At 34.1% G+C, this 24,656-nt stretch carries 27 protein-coding genes and 1 tRNA gene; 16 read left to right on the top strand and 12 right to left on the bottom strand.

All coding sequences use genetic code 11. From position 1 onward, the window contains the following. Positions 1 to 39 precede the first annotated feature (39 nt). Entirely contained in the window at positions 40 to 462 is a 423-nt protein-coding gene (locus tag Q0951_RS16680; RefSeq protein ID WP_299339410.1) for a VOC family protein, read from the top strand. Here Q0951_RS16680 and Q0951_RS16675 read toward each other — a convergent pair. The 3 genes from Q0951_RS16675 to ffh are packed head-to-tail and all read right to left on the bottom strand — an operon-like array spanning position 455 to position 3,433. Further along, the gene (locus tag Q0951_RS16675; RefSeq protein WP_299339408.1) at positions 455 to 1,159 is read right to left on the bottom strand and encodes a TIGR02206 family membrane protein; all 705 of its coding nucleotides are present in this window, start codon (positions 1,157 to 1,159) and stop codon (positions 455 to 457) included. The genes Q0951_RS16680 and Q0951_RS16675 overlap by 8 nt on opposite strands. Before the next feature lie 25 nt (positions 1,160 to 1,184). Next, entirely contained in the window at positions 1,185 to 2,060 is an 876-nt protein-coding gene (locus Q0951_RS16670; RefSeq protein ID WP_299339405.1) for a bifunctional 5,10-methylenetetrahydrofolate dehydrogenase/5,10-methenyltetrahydrofolate cyclohydrolase, read from the bottom strand. Between the two features lie 44 nt (positions 2,061 to 2,104). Then, a complete protein-coding gene (gene ffh / locus Q0951_RS16665) occupies positions 2,105 to 3,433 on the bottom strand; it encodes a signal recognition particle protein (RefSeq protein ID WP_299339403.1) in 1,329 nt (442 codons plus the stop codon). A gap of 238 nt (positions 3,434 to 3,671) precedes the next feature. Here ffh and Q0951_RS16660 point away from each other — a divergent pair, with 238 nt between their 5' ends. The 6 genes from Q0951_RS16660 to Q0951_RS16635 are packed head-to-tail and all read left to right on the top strand — an operon-like array spanning position 3,672 to position 9,270. Next, entirely contained in the window at positions 3,672 to 4,187 is a 516-nt protein-coding gene (locus Q0951_RS16660; protein WP_299339400.1) for a sigma-70 family RNA polymerase sigma factor, read from the top strand. Positions 4,188 to 4,236: 49 nt separating this feature from the next. Further along, positions 4,237 to 5,133 (top strand): FecR family protein, encoded by an 897-nt coding sequence (locus Q0951_RS16655; protein WP_299339397.1) that lies wholly within the window; start codon positions 4,237 to 4,239, stop codon positions 5,131 to 5,133. Then, entirely contained in the window at positions 5,126 to 7,441 is a 2,316-nt protein-coding gene (locus Q0951_RS16650) for a TonB-dependent receptor (protein WP_299339395.1), read from the top strand. Before Q0951_RS16655 ends, Q0951_RS16650 begins: the two co-directional genes overlap by 8 nt. A 59-nt stretch (positions 7,442 to 7,500) precedes the next feature. Then, entirely contained in the window at positions 7,501 to 8,013 is a 513-nt protein-coding gene (locus tag Q0951_RS16645) for a hypothetical protein (protein WP_299339393.1), read from the top strand. Beyond that, positions 7,986 to 8,537 carry a YfiT family bacillithiol transferase gene (locus Q0951_RS16640; protein ID WP_299339391.1) on the top strand — a complete coding sequence of 184 codons (552 nt, stop codon included), beginning with the start codon at positions 7,986 to 7,988 and terminating at the stop codon, positions 8,535 to 8,537. Before Q0951_RS16645 ends, Q0951_RS16640 begins: the two co-directional genes overlap by 28 nt. Continuing rightward, the gene (locus Q0951_RS16635; protein WP_299339388.1) at positions 8,530 to 9,270 is read left to right on the top strand and encodes a hypothetical protein; all 741 of its coding nucleotides are present in this window, start codon (positions 8,530 to 8,532) and stop codon (positions 9,268 to 9,270) included. The genes Q0951_RS16640 and Q0951_RS16635 overlap by 8 nt, the downstream gene beginning before the upstream one ends. 5 nt (positions 9,271 to 9,275) lie before the next feature. On the opposite strand, the gene Q0951_RS16630 is transcribed toward Q0951_RS16635, so the two are convergent. Then, positions 9,276 to 9,959: a M15 family metallopeptidase gene (locus Q0951_RS16630; protein WP_299339385.1), complete on the bottom strand. Its 684-nt coding sequence runs from the start codon at positions 9,957 to 9,959 to the stop codon at positions 9,276 to 9,278. 30 nt (positions 9,960 to 9,989) lie between these two features. Between Q0951_RS16630 and Q0951_RS16625 the strand changes: the two genes are divergently transcribed. From Q0951_RS16625 to Q0951_RS16585, 9 genes are all read left to right on the top strand, one after another. Then, positions 9,990 to 10,589 carry an alpha-ketoglutarate-dependent dioxygenase AlkB gene (locus Q0951_RS16625; protein WP_299339382.1) on the top strand — a complete coding sequence of 200 codons (600 nt, stop codon included), beginning with the start codon at positions 9,990 to 9,992 and terminating at the stop codon, positions 10,587 to 10,589. 383 nt (positions 10,590 to 10,972) lie between these two features. Continuing rightward, positions 10,973 to 11,899, top strand: coding sequence for an alpha/beta hydrolase (locus tag Q0951_RS16620; RefSeq protein ID WP_299339379.1), 927 nt, complete (start codon positions 10,973 to 10,975; stop codon positions 11,897 to 11,899). 254 nt (positions 11,900 to 12,153) lie between these two features. Beyond that, positions 12,154 to 13,014 (top strand): SPFH domain-containing protein, encoded by an 861-nt coding sequence (locus Q0951_RS16615; protein WP_299339377.1) that lies wholly within the window; start codon positions 12,154 to 12,156, stop codon positions 13,012 to 13,014. Between the two features lies 1 nt (position 13,015). After that, complete coding sequence (locus Q0951_RS16610; RefSeq protein WP_299339375.1) at positions 13,016 to 13,207, top strand: hypothetical protein; 192 nt, start codon at positions 13,016 to 13,018, stop codon at positions 13,205 to 13,207. 12 nt (positions 13,208 to 13,219) lie between these two features. Then, entirely contained in the window at positions 13,220 to 13,378 is a 159-nt protein-coding gene (locus Q0951_RS16605) for a DUF4177 domain-containing protein (protein ID WP_299339373.1), read from the top strand. Positions 13,379 to 13,380: 2 nt separating this feature from the next. Next, positions 13,381 to 13,887, top strand: coding sequence for a DUF1648 domain-containing protein (locus Q0951_RS16600; RefSeq protein WP_299339371.1), 507 nt, complete (start codon positions 13,381 to 13,383; stop codon positions 13,885 to 13,887). 72 nt (positions 13,888 to 13,959) lie between these two features. After that, positions 13,960 to 14,139 (top strand): Arc family DNA binding domain-containing protein, encoded by a 180-nt coding sequence (locus Q0951_RS16595; protein ID WP_299339368.1) that lies wholly within the window; start codon positions 13,960 to 13,962, stop codon positions 14,137 to 14,139. A gap of 544 nt (positions 14,140 to 14,683) precedes the next feature. Next, a complete protein-coding gene (locus tag Q0951_RS16590) occupies positions 14,684 to 15,943 on the top strand; it encodes a DUF819 family protein (protein ID WP_299339462.1) in 1,260 nt (419 codons plus the stop codon). A 48-nt stretch (positions 15,944 to 15,991) separates the two neighbouring features. Then, complete coding sequence (locus tag Q0951_RS16585; RefSeq protein ID WP_299339365.1) at positions 15,992 to 16,699, top strand: DUF4369 domain-containing protein; 708 nt, start codon at positions 15,992 to 15,994, stop codon at positions 16,697 to 16,699. Positions 16,700 to 16,745: 46 nt separating this feature from the next. Here the strand turns inward: Q0951_RS16585 and Q0951_RS16580 are convergent. The 8 genes from Q0951_RS16580 to Q0951_RS16545 all read right to left on the bottom strand — a co-directional run. After that, positions 16,746 to 16,819 (bottom strand) — tRNA-Thr (locus tag Q0951_RS16580). Positions 16,820 to 16,876: 57 nt separating this feature from the next. Beyond that, the gene (locus Q0951_RS16575; RefSeq protein ID WP_299339362.1) at positions 16,877 to 17,146 is read right to left on the bottom strand and encodes a hypothetical protein; all 270 of its coding nucleotides are present in this window, start codon (positions 17,144 to 17,146) and stop codon (positions 16,877 to 16,879) included. A gap of 26 nt (positions 17,147 to 17,172) precedes the next feature. Next, positions 17,173 to 18,144, bottom strand: a complete 972-nt coding sequence (locus Q0951_RS16570) for a type I phosphomannose isomerase catalytic subunit (RefSeq protein ID WP_299339359.1) — start codon at positions 18,142 to 18,144, stop codon at positions 17,173 to 17,175. Next, positions 18,144 to 18,551, bottom strand: a complete 408-nt coding sequence (locus Q0951_RS16565) for a 6-carboxytetrahydropterin synthase (RefSeq protein WP_299339357.1) — start codon at positions 18,549 to 18,551, stop codon at positions 18,144 to 18,146. Before Q0951_RS16565 ends, Q0951_RS16570 begins: the two co-directional genes overlap by 1 nt. Beyond that, on the bottom strand, positions 18,551 to 19,075 hold the full coding sequence (gene idi / locus Q0951_RS16560; RefSeq protein ID WP_299339355.1) for an isopentenyl-diphosphate Delta-isomerase: 525 nt from the start codon (positions 19,073 to 19,075) through the stop codon (positions 18,551 to 18,553). The genes Q0951_RS16565 and idi overlap by 1 nt, the downstream gene beginning before the upstream one ends. A 104-nt stretch (positions 19,076 to 19,179) precedes the next feature. Further along, complete coding sequence (locus tag Q0951_RS16555; RefSeq protein ID WP_299339352.1) at positions 19,180 to 21,153, bottom strand: OmpA family protein; 1,974 nt, start codon at positions 21,151 to 21,153, stop codon at positions 19,180 to 19,182. 10 nt (positions 21,154 to 21,163) lie between these two features. After that, positions 21,164 to 22,096 (bottom strand): type IX secretion system membrane protein PorP/SprF, encoded by a 933-nt coding sequence (locus Q0951_RS16550; RefSeq protein ID WP_299339349.1) that lies wholly within the window; start codon positions 22,094 to 22,096, stop codon positions 21,164 to 21,166. 31 nt (positions 22,097 to 22,127) lie between these two features. Continuing rightward, positions 22,128 to 24,656, bottom strand: a 2,529-nt coding sequence (locus tag Q0951_RS16545) for a gliding motility-associated C-terminal domain-containing protein (RefSeq protein WP_299339346.1), incomplete at its 5' end; no start/stop codon positions are given.

Below are 24,656 nucleotides of genomic sequence, written 5' to 3'. Positions count from 1 at the left end.
AATAAATAGTTAATTTCGACTATCAAAAAAAGATAAATCATGTCGAATATTTCACCATTCCATATTGCAATTCCTGTTCATAATCTTAAAGAATGTAGAACATTTTATAGAGAGGTATTACATTGTGAAGAAGGTCGTAGTAGTGATCACTGGGTAGACTTTAACTTTTTTGGACATCAGTTGGTTATACATTATAAAGAAAAATCTGAAGCGTCTCTCCATACCAATCCAGTCGATGGAAAATCAGTTCCTGTTCCTCATTATGGAGTTGTTTTACCGTGGGATACTTTTCAAGATTTCGCTAAGAATCTAGCAAATAAAGGTGTGTCGTTCATTATTGAGCCTTACATAAGGTTTGAAGGTCAAGTTGGGGAACAAGCCACAATGTTTTTTTTAGATCCTGCAGGAAATGCTTTAGAGTTCAAGGCGTTTAAAGATATACAACAGTTATTTGCTAAGTAGTTGTTCTTCGGAAATAGAACGGCAAATAAATTATTAAAAACAGAGGAATAATTATCAACTGACAAGCTATGATGTAGTATGGCCACTCACCAAAATAATCTAAAAGCGATGCTGATTTCGGCTTTTCGTTCAGGTAAAAATAATTCGCATTTAACAAGTAATTGATAAAAATCATCAACCCAACATACACCTGCAATGCTAAGAACGATTTAAATACACTTTTTAATTTGGGTTTAAAGTCTAGAACATAAATACTATAAAACATCACAATTAATAATCCTAGATGAACAATCCAATACCTAAAATAATCAAAACTAGGAAAACCCACTGCTATATCAGGTGTGATCACACCTTGTAAGGTTCCAGCAATAATCCAAAACACCAATATTTCAAACATCCAGTAGCGACGATAGTATGTATAAATTGGAATTAGAATTCCTAATAAACTACACAAATACAAAGGCAGATCTGTTCTAAAATCATAAGTACTAAAGAGCATATGATAAACGTGAAACCCAATAACAGTGGTGGATATAAAAACAGCAATGTAATGGATTAGGCGTTGTTGCTTTTCCGTAGGCATTTGCTTGGCATATCGAATTAAAGCAACTGCAAAAACAGTCGCAATTCCAATTGGCAACAAATGCTCCCAACTAAATATCAAAACTCGGTGTAATGCAGCAGACAGGTTAATCATACTGCAATATAACTAAATAAGCTATTTACATGCGTTGCTCTCGAGCCAACAGTGTGTTTTTAAGTAGCATGGCAATGGTCATTGGTCCTACACCTCCTGGAACTGGAGTGATATAACTTGCCTTTTTACTCACATTCTCAAAGTCAACATCTCCTGTGATTACATAACCCTTCGGAGAATTTTCGTCTTCAACTCTGGTAATTCCAACATCAATAATAACTGCATCGTCCTTGACCATTTCAGCTTTTAAGAAATTTGGAACTCCTAAGGCTGAAATAATAATATCAGCTTGAGATGTTATTTGCGTAATATTTTTAGTGTGACTATGGGTTAGAGTTACGGTTGAATTTCCTGGAAAGCCCTTACGTCCCATTAGAATACTCATCGGACGTCCAACAATATGTGATCTACCAATGATCACAGTATGCTTACCATCAGTTTCCACACCATAGCGATCCAAAAGCTCTAATATTCCGAAAGGTGTAGCTGGAATAAATGTGCTCATATCCAAGGCCATTTTACCAAAGTTTTCAGGGTGAAAACCATCCACATCTTTACTTGGGTCCACTGCCATCAACACTTTTTGAGTATTAATTTGTCTTGGTAATGGTAATTGAATGATAAATCCATCGATATCATCATTCTGGTTCAATTCTTCTATCTTGTCTAACAATTCAATTTCACTGGTTGTATTTGACATACGAACCATAGTCGATTCAAATCCAACACGTTCACAAGCTCTAACTTTACTTCCTACGTAAGTTAAACTTGCACCATCGTTTCCAACAATTACTGCAGCCAAATGAGGTACTTTCTCTCCTTTAGCTATCATTTTATCAACCTGTTGCTTAATTTCGTTTTTAATGTCGTTACTTACCTTTTTTCCGTCTAGAATTGTCATGTGTTAGTTATTGTGGATTAATTATATAAAAAAAGCATGAGTTATTATCTCATGCCTTTCATAGCTTGCATCATTGCTTTTCCTTTTCCGCCTTGCATCATCTTCATCATTTTACTCATCTGGTTAAATTGTTTAAGAAGCTGGTTAACTTCCTGTACCGAAGTTCCAGAACCTTTTCCTATACGTTTCTTTCTACTAGAGTTAATTATTGAGGGATTAGAGCGCTCTGCAGGAGTCATAGAATGGATAATGGCTTCAATACCTTTAAAAGCATCATCGTCAATATCAACATCTTTCATCATTTTTCCTGCACCAGGTATCATTCCAATAAGGTCTTTCATGTTACCCATTTTCTTGATCTGCTGAATTTGTTTCAGGAAATCATCAAATCCAAATTGATTCTTAGCAATTTTCTTCTGAATCTTTCTAGCTTCTTCTTCGTCATATTGCTCTTGAGCTCTTTCTACAAGAGAGACAACATCTCCCATCCCTAGAATACGATCAGCCATACGTGACGGATAGAAGACATCAATAGCTTCCATCTTTTCACCTGTACCAATAAATTTAATTGGTTTGTTTACAACCGATTTAATTGAGATTGCAGCTCCACCTCGTGTATCACCATCTAATTTAGTAAGGATAACACCATCGAAATTTAATATATCGTTAAATGCCTTAGCAGTGTTCACAGCATCCTGACCTGTCATAGAATCTACTACAAACAAAGTTTCTTGCGGCTGAATGGCTTTGTGAATGTTTGAAATTTCGGTCATCATAGCTTCATCAACAGCTAAACGACCTGCTGTATCTATAATTACTACATTAAATCCATTAGCTTTTGCATGAGCAATACCTGCTTGAGCAATGGCTACAGGATCACTATTTCCTTTATCACTATAAACCTCAACATTGATTTGATCTCCTACAACATGTAATTGATCAATTGCGGCAGGACGATAGACATCACAAGCAACTAAAAGTGGGCGTTTTGTTTTTTTATTTTTGAGATAGTTTGCTAATTTACCAGAAAAGGTAGTTTTACCAGAACCTTGCAGACCAGACATTAAGATTACACTTGGACTACCAGAGAGGTTAATACCTTCTGCATCTCCACCCATAAGCTCAGTCAACTCATCTTTTACAAGCTTTACCATTAATTGACCAGGCTGTAAGCTTGTCAATACATTTTGACCTAAGGCTTTTTCTTTGACCTTATTGGTAAACTCCTTTGCAATTTTAAAGTTAACATCGGCATCTAATAAGGCTCTACGAACTTCTTTTAAAGTTTCAGCTACATTGACTTCAGTAATACTACCATGCCCTTTTAAGACGTGTAATGCTTTATCTAACTTTTCACTTAAATTATTAAACATATTCTTTTAGAATTTTAAAGAGGCAAATTTAACGATTTGTGATGTATTTATAAAGCCCAAAAGCAGAAATTAAAACACAAAAAAGGATTGTTGTAGCCAACAATCCTTTTATAACCAACTAAAAACTAAAACTAACGGTTAAGTTTACTTAACAATTACTTATATTTTTAATAGAACAACTAAAACTTAAAAACTCCTACCATAATAATTTTTTTAACTTAGCCGCAACCAAAACAGAATGTCAAAACCACTCAAAGAACATATTTGCGAAGAACAGTTATTCTCCTCCATCTTTAGGAAACACTCCAAAGACCTTCATGACTTTCTTTATTATAAGTTTGGAGGCACATTAAATCCACAGGATAAAATGCAAGAAGCTTTTGTTAAGTTATGGGAAAACTGTTCAAAAGTACCACCAGATAAAGCCAGAAGCTTTTTATTTACTACAGCAAATAATTTAATGCTCAATGAATTTGCGCATCAAAAAGTGGTATTAAGACACCGAAAAACCAAGCAAAAACAAAGCACTAACATAAATCCTGAGTTTCTACTTCAAGAGAAGCAATACAGAGAAAAATTAGAGAAAGCCATCGCCAATCTTACAGAGGCCCAACGTGTGGCATTCTTAATGAATAGAGTTGAAGGAAAACGATTTAAAGAGATCGCTGAACTGTTAGACATTTCAACAAAAGCAGTTGAAAAACGCATCTATGGTGCTTTAAAAAAATTAAGACAGGATATTGAAGAATTATAAAGGGTAGGACTTTTTATTCCTAAACTGTTATATGTTTGAATTAAATATTATGAACCGAGAAGCCCTTATACAAAAATGGTTAGATCATGATCTCAGTCCTCAGGAACTTGAAGCATTCAAGCAACTTGAAGACTATGATGACCTGATTAAACTTGACCTAGAATTGCAAGGTTTTAAAGCTAATACTGTACATACAGATGAGTCTTTAAATAGTGTTTGGAGTTCCATAAAATCAGAGCAGAAAAAAACGTTTAAGTTATTACCACTGCTCTCAAAAATAGCTGCTATTTTAGTTGTTGGTTTTGGTATATACTTTTATACTACAACTGTAAACACTACTACAAGCACTCTAGTTTCTCAACAAAAGACCATTGTATTACCTGATGCTTCAAAAGTGAAGCTAAATGCAATGTCTTCGGTAACGTTTAATAACTCAAAATGGGACAACAACCGAAGTATCCTACTTGATGGCGAAGCCTTTTTTGATGTTGCTAAAGGTGAGACATTTGATGTTAAAACAACCTCAGGAACTATTACTGTTCTTGGAACACAGTTTAACGTTAAAGACCGTAATAATTACTTTGAAGTCACTTGTTACGAAGGAAAAGTAAAAGTTAACACAACAACAAAAGAAACAATACTCCTTCCAGGAGACAACTTTTTAATTATTGATGGGAAATATATTGCTACCGAAAAAGAAAAACTATCAAGTCCGTCATGGTTAAATCACAACAGTACTTTTAAAAGTATTCCTTATAGAGAGGTTATTGCTGAATTTGAAAGACAATACAATGTATCGATTGAATTTGAAAACATTAGTGATTCTCAAAATTTTACTGGAAGTTTTACACATAATGATATTGAAATTGCCCTAAAATCCATTACTTTACCATTACAATTAAAGTATAGTAAAACGGATAATATCATTAGGCTAAAACGTGAATAAAAGAGGTACGCTCTATCTTTTTATAATTTTACTCTTTTTAAATTTAAGTAGCATTGTTGCGCAAACAAATTTCAAAGACAAACTTCCGCTTGCTAAAATCCTTACAACATTAGAAGCGAGATACAATATTAACTTCACCTATCTCGATCAAACCATTGAAGACAAAACAGCAATTCTTCCCAGTAAAGACATTACTCTAGAAGAAGCTCTGGAATTTTTAAAATCTGAAACTAATCTTGATTTCATTATTCTAAGCAACACCAATATTGTCATTTCTAAACGTACTAATCCGTTCAGTGACTTTATAACACAAAAGCTTGAAGAAGTAGTTATTACCAATTTCTTAACCAAAGGAATTTCGAAAAAAAGTGATGGCAAAATCAATATAAAGACTGAAGATTTTGGCATTCTTCCAGGACTTATTGAGCCAGATATTCTACAAAGTATACAAGCTTTACCAGGAATATTAAGTGTAGATGAGCGCGTATCCAACATCAATATTAGAGGTGGAACCCATGATCAAAACCTAATTCTTTGGGATGGAATAAAAATGTACCAATCTGGTCATTTCTTCGGATTGGTTTCGGCATTCAATCCTTACTTAACCAAAGAGGTCAATATCTCAAAAAACGGAACCAGCGTTAAGTTTGGTGATGGTGTTTCTGGTGTTATTGACATGCAACAATCTAACAGTCTTGATCAGGAATTCAAAGCTGGAGCTGGCTTTAATTTGATTTATGCCGACGGTTTTGCAAAAATTCCGTTAGATGAAAAAGCTGAATTACAATTCTCTGCCAGACGTTCTGTAACCGATTTCATATTCACCCCAACCTACGATCAATATTTACAACGCGTGTTCCAGGATAGTGATTTCTCTAATGCTCAACAGGGAAACTCAGAGGTCATATCAAATAACGAGCGTTTCTATTTTTATGATATTGCCAGCAAATTTTTATATGATGTTACTGATCAAGATCAATTCAGATTTAATTTTTCAACCATAAACAACAGTCTTACTTATGACCAACTTCCAAATGACACATCTGAAGACCCTCTAAAAAACTCGTTAGAACAAACCAATTTTGCTACTGGAATAGAATATTTAAAATACTGGAATAGTAAATTAACAACAACAGCTCAGGTCTATTTTACCACTTACGATCTAAAAGCAACAAACTTCGATATCATTAATAATCAACGCTTAAATCAAGATAATAAGGTTGATGAAATTGGTGTAAAGATTAATGCAACTAACCATATTGATAATAACCTAAAACTTCATGGAGGCTATCAGTTTAATGAGGTGATTATTAGTAATGCTGAAGATGCCGACAACCCGAATGTTATTAGTTTTGTAAAAGAAGTTGTGAGAACACACTCTATCTATGGCGAGGCTGAATTCACTTCAGCCAACAAAAATACCTATGCTAGAATTGGTCTGAGAACCAATTACATTGAGAAGTTTTCAGAGTTCTTCACTGAACCTCGACTTTCTGTAAGTCATAAACTGAATAATGATTTTAGATTGGAGTTCCTTGCCGAATTAAAAAGTCAGACCACTTCGCAAATTATCGATCTTCAAAATGATTTTCTAGGTATCGAAAAACGCCGTTGGATCCTATCTAACAATGAGGACATTCCAATAATCAAAAGTGTTCAAGGTGCTATTGGCATTCACTACAACAAAAACAAACTCCTAATCAGTGCTGAAGCTTTTATAAAAGATGTAGAAGGCATAACCACCAGAAGTCAGGGTTTTCAAAACCAATTTCAGTTTACAAATGCTATAGGTAAATACCAAGTTAGAGGTATTGACTTTTTAATCAACAAACAATTTGACTCCTTTAGTACATGGCTTAGTTATTCTTACAGTAAAAACGATTACATTTTTGACGATCTTAATAATGGAAACCCGTTTCCTAATAATATTGATATAAGGCATGCCGCAACATTCGCAACCACTTATACTATTAACAATCTGAAATTAGCTTTAGGTGTGAATTGGCACTCTGGAAGACCTCAAACCTTACCTTCAGAAGTGCAAAATAATGCCAACTCATTAATTGAATATGATTTACCAAATAATGAGCGTATTGCTGATTATTTCAGAACAGATCTATCTGCTACCTATCAATTGAAACTCACCAATAAACTTGATGCTTCAATTGGTACTTCTATTTGGAATATCTTCGATAGACAAAATGTAATCAACACCTACTATGTCGAAAATTCTGATGGTGATATTATTGCAATAGAAAATTTATCTTTAGGAATAACACCAAATTTAAGTTTTAGAGTCCGTTTTTAAAATGAAAGTATTTTCTGAAAGAAATAATTAGTATTTTTAAGAAAATAAAACTATCTCACATGAAACTACCTCAACTATGTATCGCAATCTTATTATTATGGTCTCTATCATTCCAAGCTCAGGAATTTAATATCCCTGATAATTATTCACTAACATCTGAAGCTGATTATAAAAAACATCAGCAGGATGCCTTAGATGCTATTAACTGGCTGGAGAACACGCCCTTAAATGAGCAGGAATCAAAAAGAAAAAATGTTAGCGCCTTTGTCATGCAGTGGCTAACAGGTACTCCAACTGTTACTATTAGTGTTTCTGCTTATATTGTTGAAGTTGCTGAAAAAAACCCAGACCTTTTACTAACCTTCTTAGCTGGATGGGCTAAGCATGCTATAGAAAACTCTAGAAAACTTAATGAAATGGAAGGTAATGTAGCAGGCATGAAAAGTGTCTTAAAAGTTTATGAGAACAATAAAGATTCAGGAATAAAAAAAGACAGAGCTTTAGAAAAGCTTCTTAAAAAGAAATCTGATAAAGATTTAGAAAAATGGATCACAAAGAAATTGAACAGTTAAAATTTCCTATTGGAAAATTTCATACACCTGAACATATCTCTTCTGAAATAATCGATTCGTGGATTCAGGATATTGAACATTTTCCTGAAGCCATTGAACAACTTACAAAAGACCTATCTAACGAGCAACTCAACTGGGCGTACAGACCAGAAGGCTGGACTATTAAACAGGTAGTACATCATTGTGCTGACAGCCATATGAATAGTATGATTAGGTTTAAACTGGCACTTACTGAGGAATCTCCAACTATAAGACCTTATTATGAAGACCGTTGGGCCACGCTTATTGATGGTAATGATGACGATTTAAAAGACACGCTTTTTTTACTTAAAGGACTACATTCTAAACTTGGGAAGCTACTACGGCACATTTCTAACGATGAGTTGTCCAGAGAATTTATACACCCTGAACATGGAAAGCGCTTTAGGTTAGATGAAACCATAGGCACTTACGCCTGGCATAGTAATCATCATCTGGCACATGTTAAACAAGCAATCAAATATAAAGGACACTTCAATGATTAGAACAATCTTAACAACAGCATTGCTACTTGTTTTATCAAATGTTACACATACTCAAAATAATGACTTTGATGATACTTTCATAACTGAAAATTTCAAACTTTTAAATACTGTAGATACTGAGTTAGCAATTTGTATGTCTCCAATTATTGAGGGTCGGATGAAATTAAAGCTTAAGGACACTACAAGCTTTTATAGTCCTATGAAAAAACTATCAAAATATGTAACTATAAAACTATCAGAAGATAGTTTAGTTAAAACGTATAGTTGGGACAGAATCAATGGAGGAAGTTGGCACGATATGGCGTCTTATGTTCAGTTTAAAAACAGCTCAGGACAGATTAAATATCAACAATTAGACTCTGGAGATGAATATATGACTGGCGAACCTACATGCGTTATCATTTATGATATTCATGCTATAAAGTCAAAAAACAAAACCTACTATTTAATGTTGGGTTGGGGAACTTATGGTGGAGGATTACATCACTGTTTAGCAAGAGTTTACCAAATTACAACTGATGGATTCGTCCAATATGAAACGATATTTCAAGGAGACAAATACCTGCTTGCTGGTGCAAATCGAGTTAATAAAATTAATCTTAAATACAATTCAGAATTGGGGGAATTATCCTATTTCCACTACGAATATGATGAAGATAATGGATTCTATAATGGTGAAAGTAAAGTAGAAACTTGGTTATTTGACACTGATAAATTCATCAAACAAGACTAACTTTTCTACTCTACTTCAAAATCGAAATAGGTTTTTGGAAAAGGCTCCCATCGCAACGTAAAATGCCACCATTCTTTGGGATAATTTCTGAAATTATGCTTCAGCATCACCTTTTGTAATAGTTGTCGGTTAGTCTTTTGCTCTTCAGTAAGATCTGGATGATCCACCCAGGATTCTTTTCCGAAGAAATCATACGGGCTCCCCATGTCTAAAGGCTTATTGGTGTTACCATCAATTATGGTAAGATCTAAAGTACTGCCTCGACTATGGCCTGAACGCGTGGCTATATATTCTTCTCTAAATAAAAAACGCTTCTCTACCTCTGGATAAAATTGTTGCTTATGTATAGTATCATTCAAATCTTTTGCCCAACGAATAAAATGATTCACAGCGCGTTGTGGTCGATAACCATCATAAACTCTCAAACATAAATTTTGTTCCTGTAACTCATCTTGAACGTTCTTAAGTGCCTGTGCAGATTGCTTGGTTAGAATGAGTTTGTTTGCTTTGTAACCATCAATAGTATCACCTACAAAGTTATTATTAGAAAAATAACGCAACTCTACATCAATGTCTGGAATAATCTCTTTAACATTAATAAATCCATCGGGTAAACCATTTTGCTTTTGAGGAGAAAAGGCAAAAGTGAAAGCAATACAAGTAAGAATTAATATTTTGTGGATCTTCATGATATAGCTAATTTAGATAAAAATTAAGTGATGGACTTATTTTCTGGAGAAAAAACAATCTTAAATCTGCCTAATGCGGAACTTATCTACATCGAAAATTTCTATGATATAGATAAGGCAAACACTTATTTTAATGTGCTAAAAGAGGATATCCAATGGCAACAAGATGACATTACAGTATTTGGAAAAACCTATAAACAACCTCGTCTCACAGCATTATACGCAGAAAATTCTAAACCGTATTCCTATTCTAATATTACAATGCATCCTCATGTGTTTACTCCTGAACTTTCTCAAATAAAATATGATATTGAGCAAATGGCTCAACATAAGTTCACAAGTGTTTTGCTCAATTTATATCGCGATGGAAATGATAGTAATGGCTGGCATGCCGATAATGAAAAGGAACTTGGTATCAATCCTGTTATAGCTTCAGTGAGTTTTGGGGAAACACGACCATTTCATTTCAAACATCGTCATAATAAAGATGAAAGACATAAATTAGATCTGAATCATGGGAGTCTTTTAATTATGAAAGGTGAAATGCAACATTATTGGCTACATCAAATAGCAAAAACAAAAAAAACTATAGGAGAGCGTATCAACCTTACTTTTAGAACCATCATATAAATGATTAATTATATAAAAAGAAAAAACCAAGGTCCCTCAACCTTGGTTTTCCTAATTTGCTTTTTAATATATGTGGTAGATTTAGGGTCTCTAATTCTGCACATATGCAAATATTAATTAATTAATCCATTGAACTAAAAACTAAATTTTAGTACACTTCAAATATAGAACTCTATTTCAATTTACAAGTTTAAATACGTAATTAATCGATGAAATACACTTAATTTTAACATTTTTAGATGAAATATTGTATTTCATCGATGAAATGCATTTTGTGAATTTGTTTTTTTTATAAATTTCAGACTATAAAATGATACAATTTTCATCTTATTTTTTAGTTAACTTTGGTACATCTATTGCGTGACATTACTAAAAATATAATTATGACCTATTGTTTAAGACTTATTCTCTTTTGTCTAGTTCTCAATGTATCTGCTCAAGAGCTCAAATATACTGCTCAAGATATTGCAGTCAATGCCTTAATAGATGGCACTTTATTATTACCAAACGATATCGACAAACCAAAATTAGCAATTATCATTGCAGGTTCTGGACCCACAGACAGAAATGGGAATCAGAATTTTTTGAAAAATAATTCTCTAAAAAAATTAGCAGAAGGACTTACAAATAAAGGCATAGCTACATTTAGATATGATAAACGTATTGTAAAACAAATACTAAAAAACAATGTTGATCCAAATATTACATTTGACGATTTTGTAACGGATGCCATTTCGGTAGTGAACTATTTTAAAGATCAAACAAGTTATTCTGAAATCTATGTTATAGGTCATAGTCAGGGAAGTTTAGTAGGAATGCTTGCTGCAAAAGACAGAGCAGATGGTTTCATCTCGTTAGCAGGAGCAGGCCAGTCCATTGATGAAGTCATCACTAATCAGGTCGCTAACATGGATCCGTCATTAGTAGATCCTACAAAAAAAGCCTTTGCTAGTTTAAAAAAAGGACAAACTACAAGTGATTATCCTCCTGCGTTAGGTTCAATTTTTAGATTAGATATTCAACCTTTCATCATGAATTGGATGCAGTATAATCCACAAGAGATTCTTAGGTCTTTAGCAATACCAGCATTGATTATTAACGGAACAAAAGATCTTCAAGTATCTGTAGATGAAGCTAAATTATTAAAAGATGCTTCAGAAAAAGCAAAACTTGTAATCCTAGAAAACATGAATCATGTATTATTTATTATAGAAGGTGATCAACTGGAAAATTCTAAATCTTATAATGAATCCTTTAGAAAAATTTCAGAAGAATTAATCACCAGTGTTAGTGATTTTATACTGAAATAAATCTTACGAATTAGTTTATAAAAGTTAAAAACGCATCTCAAAGTCTGAGATGCGTTTTTACTAACTAACCAACCAAATGATAAATGTTACTCCGTTATGCGAGGTAATCACTCCTCTACTAACATCATCATAAGCATTTACAATTCATATATAGCAAATGGCGTGCCAAACTTAATTTGCAAGTTAAAAATCTTTGATGTAAATTTGATATCAAAATAACATCATATTGAATTATTTAACTTAAACCTAAACCAATGAAAGAAGAAAAAACTATAGTCCCAGCAAACGGGTACCTTGTGCTATTTGTATTCCTCATATTATTTTTCGGACCAATAGTAAGTTCAATAGTAACTCAAAGCCCAGAATTTTTAGTTATAATTCCCATAGCAATACTAATAGCTCCTGGATTTATTATGGTACAGCCTAATGGATCTAGAGTACTACTGCTCTTCGGAAAATACATAGGAACTGTAAAAAAGAATGGATTCTATTGGGTAAACCCTTTCTATACTAAAAAGAAAATATCATTAAGAGCTAGAAACTTTGATAGTGAACGTTTAAAAGTAAATGACAAACTTGGTAACCCTGTTATGATCAGCACCATTCTTGTTTGGCGTGTACAAAATACCTACAAAGCTGCTTTTGATGTAGATGTTTACGAAAACTTTGTTCGTGTACAAACCGATGCTGCTGTACGTAAATTAGCGAGCATGTATCCTTATGACAATTTTGCAGATGAAGGCCATGATGAAGATATCACCCTTCGTTCTAGTGTGAATGAGGTAAGTAACGCCTTAGAAAAAGAAATTGATGAGCGTTTATCAATTGCAGGAATAGAAGTTTTAGAAGCGCGTATTGGATATTTAGCATACGCACAGGAAATTGCAAATGCCATGTTGAAACGTCAGCAAGCTACTGCTATCGTTGCTGCCAGACACAAGATTGTTGAAGGCGCAGTGAGTATGGTAGAAATGGCTTTGGAGGAATTAGGCAAGAAACAAATTGTTGATTTAGATGAAGAGCGTAAAGCAGCTATGGTTAGTAATTTGATGGTTATCCTCTGTGGTGATAAAGACGCATCACCAGTATTAAATACAGGCACTTTAAATCATTAAGATGAATAAGAATCAGATATATAGCATCGCCATTGGAAGCGCATTAGGCAGTAGCATCGGAACAACTATAGGAGCCATTACAGGTAATGTGGCAATGGGAGTTGTATATGGTTCTATGATTGGACTAATACTAGGCGTAATTTTAGCCTTGGTCATTTTTAAGGACGATGAGTCAAATAACGAAAAGTTGTAAATAAATAAACCCATGAAAGAATATAAAGTAGTAACACCAAAACTTGGTTTTAAAAATAGAATTCAAAAATATGAAGACTTATTAAATCAATATGCCAGAGAAGGCTGGATTGTAAAACATATTGGTCAAACTTCACCGATGATTATTTTTGAACGTGATAAAAATAGATAATCATGAAAACCAACAGACCAAGAATAGCAGTTCCGCTTGAACCTATGGACATTGTTGTTGATCTCTTATCAGTGACATTACTAGTATTAATGATTATTTATACTTTGATCTCCTATTCTGAATTACCAGAGATTATCCCTTCGCATTTCAATGGAAAAGGTGAGGTAGATGGCCATAGCAACAAGTTATTTCTTTGGATGCTTCCCGCTTTTGGTCTTATTACCTTTATTGGTTTATTCATATTAAATAAATATCCTCATTTGCACAATTATATGGTGAATATTACTGAAGAAAACGCCTTAAAAAATTATAGATTTAGTACCCGAATTTTAAGGTTTACTAATTTATTTGTCATACTTATCTTTGCGTTCATTAATTACGCCATTATTGAATCTGCAAACGGCAGTCACTTTAAATTAGGTAGTTGGTTTATGCCAACAGTAATTGGAATAAGTGTTATACTGCCTGTTTTTATACTAATCTATAAACAAAAAATCAATAAATCATGATTCTCAAAGTAGCACATTTGTTTTTACTATTTATATTAAGTTTAATAATAGCATTGTTTATCCATTAATACTATGTCCAAGAAAAAAGCATTTGCATTACGAATAAATGAAGATATGCTGAAAGCAATCGAGAAATGGGCTTCTGACGAATTCAGAAGTACTAACGGACAGATAGAATGGATGCTCATGCAATATCTCAAAGAAAAGAACCGACAACCCAAACCTAAAAACAATACTAAAAGTGACTCTTAAAAAAGTCGCTTTTTTTATGCGCATTAATTTTGGTATTTTGCACATCTAAACATCTCCTATGAAAGCAATTTCTAAATTCTGTATCTTATTTTTTTTCCTTTTTACATGTTTTAATAGTTTAAACGCTCAGACAATTACTATAGAGTCTGTAGACGAAAATAGTTCAAAGGATTTTGCCATACCTTTTTCTGTAGATAAATTGAGTTTTACTGATTTTTCTATGAGAGTAACTACAAAAGACTCCATAGCTAAAATAAAAGATATTCTAAGTCATGAAAACGAAGGACTAGTCTCTGAGATTTCAGATTTTAGCGCTGTTATAAAATTTAACTCTGACAGGTTATACACCTTAAATTCTGAAAATTTAATTCAGGTGGTAATAAAAGCAGACGAAAGTTTTATCGATCAGAATATTTTAGAAATCACAGATATTGAATTTTTAAATAACGGACAACCAGTTAATGTTAATGTCGTTAATAACACATCCACAGCCATTGTGAAAGCCCCTTTGTTTACTAAGGATACTATTGTTTTTGGGCTTCTTATGCTTGCCTTAGGTTTGGTTTTTCTTACTGAGTCTTTAAAAGGTGGGTTCTGGAAAAAGTTTTACAGAATAGTTCCAGGTCTATTCGTTGCTTACATGTTGCCAGCTGTTTTGACGACGTCTGGTTTAATAGCTCCTGAATGGGAAACCATTTCTGAAGACCGCAAAATTGTTGAACATAGTACAAGCTTATACTATATGGCGAGCCGATATTTATTACCTGCAGCATTAGTATTAATGACATTAAGTATTGATCTTAAAGGTGTTTTCAATCTCGGATGGAAAGCACTGGTAATGTTTTTTACTGGAACTCTGGGAATTGTCATAGGTGGACCAATTGCTATTTTATTAATAGCATCTATATCTCCAGAAACTGTTGGAGGCGTTGGACCTGATGCTGTTTGGAGAGGACTTTCCACATTAGCAGGAAGCTGGATTGGTGGTGGTGCAAATCAAACCGCTATGTTAGAAATATATGGTTATAACCAACGATTATATGGAGGAATGGTATTTGTCGATATTGTCGTTGCAAATGTATGGATGGCTGTTATTCTCATAGGTATTGGAAAGCGTAATAAAATAAATAAATGGTTAAAAGCCGATACTTCAGCAATTGAAGATTTAAAAGAAAAAGTCTCTACATTTTCTGAAAAAGTCAAACGCAATCCATCGCTTACAGACATTATGATTATAGCAGCTATTGCATTTGGAACTGTCAGTATAGCTCATTTATGCTCAGGTTTTCTTGCGCCATTTTTCGACAAATTAGTAGCTGGTATTGAATCGCCAACAACAAGAAATATTTTTACTTTCTTAGGATCTTCTTTCTTCTGGATGATCAGTATAGCAACACTTATCGCCATATTATTATCGTTCACAAAAGCCAAAAACTATGAAGGTGCTGGTGCCAGTAAATTTGGTAGTGTTTTCATTTATATACTGGTAGCAAGTATTGGAATGAAAATGGATTTAACTCTTATTTTTGACAATCTTGGTCTTATTGCTATTGGTGTGGTATGGATGACCATTCATGCATTGCTACTTATTGGAATTGCAAAAATCATAAAAGCACCATATTTCTTTTTAGCGGTAGGAAGTCAGGCTAACGTTGGTGGCGCAGCATCTGCTCCTATAGTCGCATCGGCCTTCCATCCTTCATTAGCTACAGTAGGTGTACTTCTGGCTGTGTTTGGATATGCTATTGGAACCATTGCTGCTATTGGTTGTACTATTTTATTAGAATTAGCTGCAGTAAGCTAGCTTTTCATTATTTTTTATATGATATTTGCTCACTCTAAAATCATTAAAATGAAGCAAATTTTAGTTGTCATACTAGCACTGTTATTGTTGTCCTGCGGAAAAGAGGAACAACATGATTTCACACTTATTGGTCAGGTAAAAGATTTAAAAAAAGGAATACTTTACCTTCAAAAACAACAAGATTCTATTATGATAACTTTAGATTCTATGGCTATCAATGGAGAGGCTAGTTTTAAATTGCATAGTGATCTGGAAGAACCAGAAGTATTGTTCTTAAAGCTTGATAAAAATGATGATGAAGATGGAACGATAGCCTTCTTTGCAAATAAAGGGATTACTGAAATTAATTCAACATTGAAAAATTTTAGCGTTGATGCTATTATAAAAGGATCTGAGCAACAGAAAGTGCTAGATGAATATTTGGAGATGATGTCTAATTTTAATGATAAGAATTTAGATATGATCAAAGAAAGTCTAGAATATCAAAAAGCTAAAGACACCAGCAAAGTAGAAGAACTAAAAGTTAAGTTTGACAATTTATTAAAGAGTAAATACCGCTATACAATTAACTTTGCTGTCAACCATCCAGATAGTGAAGTATCTCCATATTTAGCCATAAGCGAAGTACCAAATACTAGTGTGAGTTATTTACAACAAATATATGATGCACTTGCCGATAATATTAAAAGCTCTAAATACGGTAAACAGCTGAAAGACTTTATCGAAGAACGACAAGAAGAAGAAAAAGAACAATAGACGATTAAAAAAAAATCCCAAACTTGTAAGTTTGGGATTTTTTTTGAGCCGATGGAGGGACTCGAACCCACGACCTGCTGATTACAAATCAGCTGCTCTAGCCAGCTGAGCTACATCGGCTTTTTGGAGCTGCAAATATAATATGGAATTATAAATTTGCAAACGCTCCTCTTAAAATTATCCTAATTTGTTTAATTTTTCGATTAAGGCTCTACCTCTATCTTCTAATTCATTTTTAATTGATTTAAAGTGTGCTTTTTTATTGTCTACACTTTTATCATTCACCTTAGCAATTAACTCATCAAATGTGTTGATTGCTTCATCAATTATTGCTTCACTCTTCTTAGTGTCTTTATCAGTGTTTGAGTATTCCCAAACATAAACTGCTTCAATAATATCACCTAAAACAAAATTGATGTCTTTTTTAAGGTCTCTAACGTTTGCCATAATATTTAAATTTATTTGCTACAAAATTAAACATAAACTTCTAATAGTTTTGCGTTACCTGAAGTTATTTTATAAGTTTCTATTGCTGCAGGAATTAGTATCGTTTCTCCTTGTTTAATTGCTTCAACTCCTGTTTCAGTTTCAATTTGTGCTTCACCTTCAACACACATGTAAATAAAGAATGAATCTTTATTATTAACTTTTGAAATTGGCGCAGTAACGTGAAGAAAGTTGGTTGTAAAATATGGACACGAAACCATAGAATTAGATTGATTCTCTATCTTATCATAAGACACTCTAAAATCATTTTCCATATCAAAATTGATAGCATCGATAGCTAGATCATTATGTAATTCACGTTCATTACCTTGATCATCTACTCTATCCCAATCATAAACTCTGTAAGTGACATCACTGGTTTGTTGAATTTCAGCTAAAAGTACTCCAGCACCAATAGCATGAATTCGACCTACCTCAATAAAATAAGCATCACCAGTTTGAACTATATCAAAATTTAAAATCTCAGTCAAGGTCTTATGTTTCTGATGCTCTAAGTATGTTTCTGCTGTTATTTTTTGATTGAATCCTACGATAAGGTTAGCATCTTCATCAGCTTGCATCACATACCACATTTCTGTTTTTCCGAAGGAATTGTGACGCGTAAGAGCTAACTCGTCATTTGGATGAAGCTGTATAGACAAATCCTCTTTAGCATCAATAAACTTGATAAGTAGCGGAAACTTATTTCCAAAAACCTTATAATTCTTGTTACCCAGAAATGCTTCTTTATAATTTTCTAGGAGCGCTTTTAAGGATTGTCCTTTGAGAGGCCCATTAGTTACGATAGAGGTATCGTCTTCAACATCACTTATTTCCCAACTTTCACCAATATTGGATTGATTGGATGTTTTATTGAGAATTGTCGTTAGCTTTTCACCTCCCCAAATTTTATCTTTTAAAATCGGTTTAAATTTTAATGGATATAATTCAGTTTTCATTATCCAGAAAAGGTTACGAAATTTCTAGGTGTTTCATATAGAGTGATTTCTAAATCAAAATCGGCATTCAGCTTAGGTTTGATCTTGTTGTAGATGACAACTACTATATTCTCAGCTGTAGGGTTTAGATCTTTAAACTCAGGAACTTCAACGTTAAGGTTTTTGTGATCAAAAGCATCTTCAACTTCAGACTTAATAATATCTTTAAGCACTTTCATATCGATCACATAACCTGTTTCTTTATCTATTTCACCAGTAACATGTACAATTAATTCATAGTTATGCCCATGAAAGTTTGGATTGTTACATTTTCCGAAGATCTCATCATTCTTTTCAAAGCTCCAATCTTTACGATACAAACGATGTGCTGCATTAAAATGTGCTTTTCTACTTACTGTTACTCGCATTACTTTGTGATGTTTATGTGTTCGTAAAATTTATCAAAAATAATCTTAAACCATGCTGTGTAAAGCTCAGGATGCAGTTCAATATCTACTTTTACTGCTTCTAATGGCATCCACTTCCAGGCTTCAACTTCATCAGTATTTATAACTGGCTCATTATTGAAATGTCCAACCATAATATGATCTAGTTCATGCTCAGTCAATCCATTATCAAATGGTGCTTTATAAATAAAAGAGGTTGTTTCTTTGAGGTCTACTACAAAGCCCATTTCTTCCATTAATCGGCGTTTACCAGCTTCTAAATTGGTTTCCCCAACTCTCTGGTGACTGCAACAGGTATTGGTCCATAATAATGGTGAATGATATTTATGTTTAGCACGTTGTTGCAACATTAATTCATTCTTATCATTAAAGATAAAAACTGAAAAAGCACGATGCAAGACTGCTTTTTCATGAGCTTCCATTTTTGGCATTGTACCAATCTGCTCATCGTTTTCGTTTACAAGAATTACATGTTCTTCTGTCATAGCTAACAAAAATAACAACTAAATCTTTAAAAAAACACCAGAAACAAAAAAGCTACCTTGAAAAAGGTAGCTTTTAACTTTATTTTAATAGATCTTACTATTTATTATTCTTTTTCAGGGCATTTCACACCATTGATACTTGTAATGATAAACTCACTACGTCTGTTCAATTGGTGTTCTGCCTCAGAACAATCAGAATTATTTGTAGGTTCACATCCACAATCATTAACTAATCTAGATTCACCATATCCTTTAGCTGTTAAACGATCTGCATCAACACCTTTATCTATTAAGTATTGTCGTGTTGATTGCGCTCTATTTTCTGAAAGTCGGTTGTTATAATCTGCTGGTCCTCTACAATCCGTATGACTTCTAATATCGATTGTAATTGTAGGATATTTATTCATCACAGCTAGTACTTTCTGTAACTCAACTTCAGCATCATATCTAATATTGAACTTATCGAAGTCGAAATAAATAATTGGAATATCTAAAATCTTAGCTAAATCGGCACAAGGCTCTAATTCTACTTCGTCTTTTTCCAATAGTAATTCAATAACTAATTCTTGTTTTTTCTTAGGAGTTGTGAAACGCTTTTCATCTGAAGCATAAGTCTCTTTCTGTCCTCTAATTAAATATTCCATTTCACAGGCGAGTCCTTCAAATTTATAGGTCGCATCAGCACCTGTTGTAACTTGATTTAACGGATTTCCTTCAGCATCATAGATGGTTACAATAGCTCCTGGTAATAGCTCAAGGGTTTGTTTATCCTTAACGGTTCCTTCTACCACTTGTTCACATTCAGGAATAGTAAAGCTATAGATATCATCATCTCCTTTTCCTCCATCTCTGTTTGAGGTGAAGAAACCTTCTTTAGTTGACAGATTTTCAAAATAACCAAAGTCATCCATCGGACTATTAATTGGTCGTCCAACATTCTCTAGAGCCATTGGTTGATTTAGTTCTCTTTTGTTTTCAAAATCTCTAATTACAAAAACGTCTAAACCACCTAATCCACTAAAACCATTAGATGACATATATAAATCCCCTTCAGAATTTACAAAAGGAAAGGTTTCATGACCTTCAGTATTAACTGCTGGTCCAAGATTAACAGGATCTCCTAGAGAACCATCTTGGTTTATATCCACCTCAAAGATATCTGACGCACCTAAAGTACCAGTCATATCTGAAGCAAAATATAGCTTAGTTCCGTTAGCATTGATTGTTGGATGAGCTACACTGTAGTCGTCACTATTGAAATGCACAGACTCGATGTCTGCCCAATTTCCATCTTCATCTAAAGTAGCTTTAAATAACTTTAAACGGTTGGTGCCATCTTCATCATTCTTATATTTTTTATTGAAATAATTATTACGCGTAAAGTACATCACTTTTTCGTCTGGAGTAAATGCCACAGAAGATTCATGAAATTTGGTATTAATATCACTATCAAGTTCACTAACATTACCATAAGTTCCATTCTCTTGTTTATCTGCTGAAAACAGATCCAGGTAAGGTTGTTCGTTCCATTTATATTTCTTTCCACCACCACGAGACGATGCAAATATGATTTGATCTTGATATTGGGCAGTTCCAAAATCTGAATTTTCAGAATTGATTTCTAAGTTATAAACTTCGAATTCTCTACTAGCCTCATCGATCATTGATAGATAATCTACAGTAGATTTAAAAGCTCTTCCTCTTAAATCACTACGATCAGCTTCAGCAAATTTTTTCATCCACTTATCTGACTCTGAATAGTTCTCAATAGATTTTAAAGCTTGAGCATATCTAAAGTAGTACTCTGGGTCCAAAGTTTCATCCATAGCCATTAACTCGCCATACCATTTTGCAGCTTCTTCCATTTGATTATTGAAGTAAAATGAGTTTGCAAGTTTCTGAAGTAAATCAACAGATTTATAACCGTTATTAGCTACTTCTAAAAGAATTTCACTTGTTTTTAAGTACGCTAAATTATCATACTCTTTGTTAGCTTGTCTTACCTTTCCTCTTTGAGAATATCCCATAGAAAAAACAAAACTCAAAGCTAGTATACATATAATCTTGTGTGTTTTCATAATCATTTTTTTAGAAGAATCTTGGTGATAATATTCTACCTACTTTTTGTAATTCAAATCGTAACATAATCTCATGAGATCCACTATTATAGTTATTAAGATTTGTTGTTGTTGCATCATAAGAGTAACCAATGTATAAACCATCAGTAACTTGAATTCCTGCTAAGCCACTTACAGAGTCATCCCATCTCCAGGCTAAACCTAAAGTTAGCTTATCATTAAATAAAAAGTTAGCCGAAACATCAGCAATTATTGGCGCTCCTGAAACCGCTTTTACAAAAGCTGCAGGTTTAAACTTTGTATTTTCGCTTAAATCAAAAACATATCCTGCAATTAAGTAATAGTTCATTCGTTCTTTAGCAATTGAGACTTGACTTGCATCGAAGTGTTCTGTCTTCAAAAAATTAGGAACAGATAAGCCTACATACCACTTGCGATTATGTAGATATAAACCAGCACCTATTGTTGGTGAAAACACGCTCAAATTGTCTGCAAACGTTGGATCTCCTAATTGCTGTATGACTCCTTCACTCCAATCTGAAGTTAATGCATGAACACCACCTTTGACTCCAAAAGATAATTTGGTATTATTATCACTCACTTGAATAGTATATGAAAAATTAGCATCTATATAATATTCATTAACAGGTCCGAGTGCATCATTTACAACAGACAACCCTAAACCAATCTTATCGTTTCTGAGTGGCGCATGAATACCTAATGTTTGTGTTTGTGGCGCACCATCAATACCAACCCATTGTGTACGATGAAGTCCAGTTATGCTTAATACTTCTCGCTGTCCAGCATAAGCAGGATTAACACTCATAGTATTATACATATACTGTGTATACTGAGGGTCTTGCTGTGCAAAACTAGTATTAATCATTAGTGTACTAAACACTAACAGTATTAATCCTTTTAATAATGATGATTTTTGTATCATTTTAATATTGTTTTTAATCTTGCCTTATTAATTATCTGTTTAAGTATAACCATCCTACTCTTGGTTCAGAACCATCTCCTAAATCAATTACGTAGTAATATGTTCCTACTGGTAGTTTATCTCCTTGACTTAGAACAGCTCTTCCATTAGAAGTTCCATCCCAATCATTTCTATATCCATTAGTTTCATAAACTATATTTCCCCATCTATTATAAATCTCTAATCTATTGTTAGGAAATGTTTCAATACAATCTATATTGAAGAAATCATTTACACCATCTCCATTAGGAGAAAACTCGTTGTAAATAGTTAAACATATAGGTGAAACTCCAACAGAGTCACTATTGTTATTTTCATTTTGATCGTTACCTCCTGCAAATTCTGAAATGGAAGCTGTATTCAGATAATCACCAAATCCAAGAACTTCTACAGTAATTTCAAGAACTTCTACCTGACCAGGATTTAATTGTCCTACAACCCATTCGCCATCAAATTCTGAATATGCTCCTGCTGTTGCTATTGCCGAAACAAAAGTATATCCACTAGGAATAACTTCATCAACAACAACACCTGTTGCAGTTACAAATCCTTCATTAGCTACTGTTATAGTAAACGTAACTTCATCACCAATAACAGGCTCCAAAATATCAAGCTCTTTAGTTATTGATAATTCAAAATCAGAATCTGTTTCAGTTACAGTTGGATCATCTTCTGTATTTCCATCGGTATCATCTCCATCATCACTAGTATCAGTTGTTGTTGTTCCATCAGGTCCTTCTCCATCTGCTACAACACTATTGACTAATCCTCCAGCATCAACGTCATCTTGAGTAATAGTGTATGTTGCTGTATAAGTAGCTGTTTCACCAACTAATAGATTTCCTTCTGTACTACCTAAATCTGAACTTACATATGTTGGTCCTGAATCTAAGGTTAACGGAATATTATTAGCATCTGTAAACGTATCCACAATAGTAACGTTTGTCAAGCTTACATTTCCAGAGTTAGTTACAGTAATCGTATACGTAATTACATCACCTACACCAATTACACCATCTCCATTATCAAGAATATCTGCAACTTTTACAACATCTAATTGTGGTTGTTGCGGAAGATCTGTTGTTGTTGGATCATCTGGCTCTCCATCGCCATTGTTATCATTATCTGTAGCATCTGTCGGATCATCACTATCATCGGTTACTGTTCCACCTTGTGGATCACTTCCATCAGCTGTTGCCTGATTCGTTACAACTCCTGCATCGATATCATCCTGTGTGATGGCATAAGTTGCTGTGTACACTATCGTTCCTGCTCCTACAGCTAAGTCTTCTAAGTCGGCTTCTAAGTCTAAGTCGGCTCCTCCACTCTGATATGTTGGGGTTGGTAGCGTACCTGTTCCTGTAAAGTCACCTGCATCTTCTGACACACTAACATCAAATACCGTCACATCACCTGTGTTGCTTACTGTATAGGTGTAAGTAATGATATCGCCTACACTTACAACACCATCTGCTCCTAGATCTAAACTGCTCTCTTTAATGATGCTGATCGATGGGTTCTGTGGGATGGTTGTATCAGTTGGATCATCCGGCTCTCCATCGCCATTGTTATCATTATCTGTAGCATCTGTCGGATCATCACTATCATCGGTTACTGTTCCGCCTTGTGGATCACTTCCATCAGCTGTTGCCTGATTCGTTACAACTCCTGCATCGATATCATCCTGTGTGATGGCATAAGTTGCTGTGTACACTATCGTTCCTGCTCCTACAGCTAAGTCTTCTAAGTCTGCTTCTAAGTCTAAGTCGGCTCCTCCACTCTGATATGTTGGAGTTGGTAGCGTACCTGTTCCTGTAAAGTCACCTGCATCTTCTGACACACTAACATCAAATACGGTCACATCACCTGTGTTGCTTACTGTATAAGTGTAAGTAATGATATCGCCTACACTCACAACACCATCTGCGCCAAGATCTAAACTGCTCTCTTTAATGATGCTAATCGATGGGTTCTGTGGGATTATTGTATCGGTTGGATCATCCGGCTCTCCATCGCCATTGTTATCATTATCTGTAGCATCTGTCGGATCATCACTATCATCGGTTACTGTTCCGCCTTGTGGATCACTTCCATCAGCTGTTGCCTGATTCGTTACAACTCCTGCATCGATATCATCCTGTGTAATAGCATAAGTTGCTGTGTACACTATCGTTCCTGCTCCTACGGCTAAGTCTTCTAAGTCGGCTTCTAAGTCTAAGTCGGCTCCTCCACTCTGATATGTTGGGGTTGGTAGCGTACCTGTTCCTGTAAAGTCGGCTGCATCTTCTGATACACTAACATCAAATAAGGTCACATCACCTGTGTTGCTTACTGTATAGGTGTAAGTAATGATATCGCCTACACTCACAACACCATCTGCTCCTAGATCTAAACTGCTCTCTTTAATGATGCTGATCGATGGGTTCTGTGGGATTGTTGTATCGGTTGGATCATCTGGCTCTCCATCGCCATTGTTATCATTATCTGTAGCATCTGTCGGATCATCACTATCATCGGTTAC

The sequence above is a fragment of the uncultured Psychroserpens sp. genome (genome assembly GCF_947501425.1).
Taxonomy (GTDB): domain Bacteria; phylum Bacteroidota; class Bacteroidia; order Flavobacteriales; family Flavobacteriaceae; genus Psychroserpens.
The sequence above is the reverse complement of the archived record's forward strand: the minus strand, read 5'-3'. Positions and strand labels throughout refer to the sequence as shown.

Excerpts from the sequence above, each read along its gene's own strand:
- Q0951_RS16680 (WP_299339410.1), top strand. The coding sequence starts at position 40 with ATGTCGAATATTTCACCATTCCATATTGCAATTCCTGTTCATAATCTT.
- Q0951_RS16675 (WP_299339408.1), bottom strand. The coding sequence starts at position 1,159 with ATGATTAACCTGTCTGCTGCATTACACCGAGTTTTGATATTTAGTTGG.
- Q0951_RS16670 (WP_299339405.1), bottom strand. The coding sequence starts at position 2,060 with ATGACAATTCTAGACGGAAAAAAGGTAAGTAACGACATTAAAAACGAA.
- ffh (WP_299339403.1), bottom strand. The coding sequence starts at position 3,433 with ATGTTTAATAATTTAAGTGAAAAGTTAGATAAAGCATTACACGTCTTA.
- Q0951_RS16660 (WP_299339400.1), top strand. The coding sequence starts at position 3,672 with ATGTCAAAACCACTCAAAGAACATATTTGCGAAGAACAGTTATTCTCC.
- Q0951_RS16655 (WP_299339397.1), top strand. The coding sequence starts at position 4,237 with ATGAACCGAGAAGCCCTTATACAAAAATGGTTAGATCATGATCTCAGT.
- Q0951_RS16645 (WP_299339393.1), top strand. The coding sequence starts at position 7,501 with ATGAAACTACCTCAACTATGTATCGCAATCTTATTATTATGGTCTCTA.
- Q0951_RS16640 (WP_299339391.1), top strand. The coding sequence starts at position 7,986 with ATGGATCACAAAGAAATTGAACAGTTAAAATTTCCTATTGGAAAATTT.
- Q0951_RS16635 (WP_299339388.1), top strand. The coding sequence starts at position 8,530 with ATGATTAGAACAATCTTAACAACAGCATTGCTACTTGTTTTATCAAAT.
- Q0951_RS16630 (WP_299339385.1), bottom strand. The coding sequence starts at position 9,959 with ATGAAGATCCACAAAATATTAATTCTTACTTGTATTGCTTTCACTTTT.
- Q0951_RS16625 (WP_299339382.1), top strand. The coding sequence starts at position 9,990 with ATGGACTTATTTTCTGGAGAAAAAACAATCTTAAATCTGCCTAATGCG.
- Q0951_RS16620 (WP_299339379.1), top strand. The coding sequence starts at position 10,973 with ATGACCTATTGTTTAAGACTTATTCTCTTTTGTCTAGTTCTCAATGTA.
- Q0951_RS16615 (WP_299339377.1), top strand. The coding sequence starts at position 12,154 with ATGAAAGAAGAAAAAACTATAGTCCCAGCAAACGGGTACCTTGTGCTA.
- Q0951_RS16610 (WP_299339375.1), top strand. The coding sequence starts at position 13,016 with ATGAATAAGAATCAGATATATAGCATCGCCATTGGAAGCGCATTAGGC.
- Q0951_RS16605 (WP_299339373.1), top strand. The coding sequence starts at position 13,220 with ATGAAAGAATATAAAGTAGTAACACCAAAACTTGGTTTTAAAAATAGA.
- Q0951_RS16600 (WP_299339371.1), top strand. The coding sequence starts at position 13,381 with ATGAAAACCAACAGACCAAGAATAGCAGTTCCGCTTGAACCTATGGAC.
- Q0951_RS16595 (WP_299339368.1), top strand. The coding sequence starts at position 13,960 with ATGTCCAAGAAAAAAGCATTTGCATTACGAATAAATGAAGATATGCTG.
- Q0951_RS16590 (WP_299339462.1), top strand. The coding sequence starts at position 14,684 with ATGCTTGCCTTAGGTTTGGTTTTTCTTACTGAGTCTTTAAAAGGTGGG.
- Q0951_RS16585 (WP_299339365.1), top strand. The coding sequence starts at position 15,992 with ATGAAGCAAATTTTAGTTGTCATACTAGCACTGTTATTGTTGTCCTGC.
- Q0951_RS16575 (WP_299339362.1), bottom strand. The coding sequence starts at position 17,146 with ATGGCAAACGTTAGAGACCTTAAAAAAGACATCAATTTTGTTTTAGGT.
- Q0951_RS16570 (WP_299339359.1), bottom strand. The coding sequence starts at position 18,144 with ATGAAAACTGAATTATATCCATTAAAATTTAAACCGATTTTAAAAGAT.
- Q0951_RS16565 (WP_299339357.1), bottom strand. The coding sequence starts at position 18,551 with ATGCGAGTAACAGTAAGTAGAAAAGCACATTTTAATGCAGCACATCGT.
- idi (WP_299339355.1), bottom strand. The coding sequence starts at position 19,075 with ATGACAGAAGAACATGTAATTCTTGTAAACGAAAACGATGAGCAGATT.
- Q0951_RS16555 (WP_299339352.1), bottom strand. The coding sequence starts at position 21,153 with ATGAAAACACACAAGATTATATGTATACTAGCTTTGAGTTTTGTTTTT.
- Q0951_RS16550 (WP_299339349.1), bottom strand. The coding sequence starts at position 22,096 with ATGATACAAAAATCATCATTATTAAAAGGATTAATACTGTTAGTGTTT.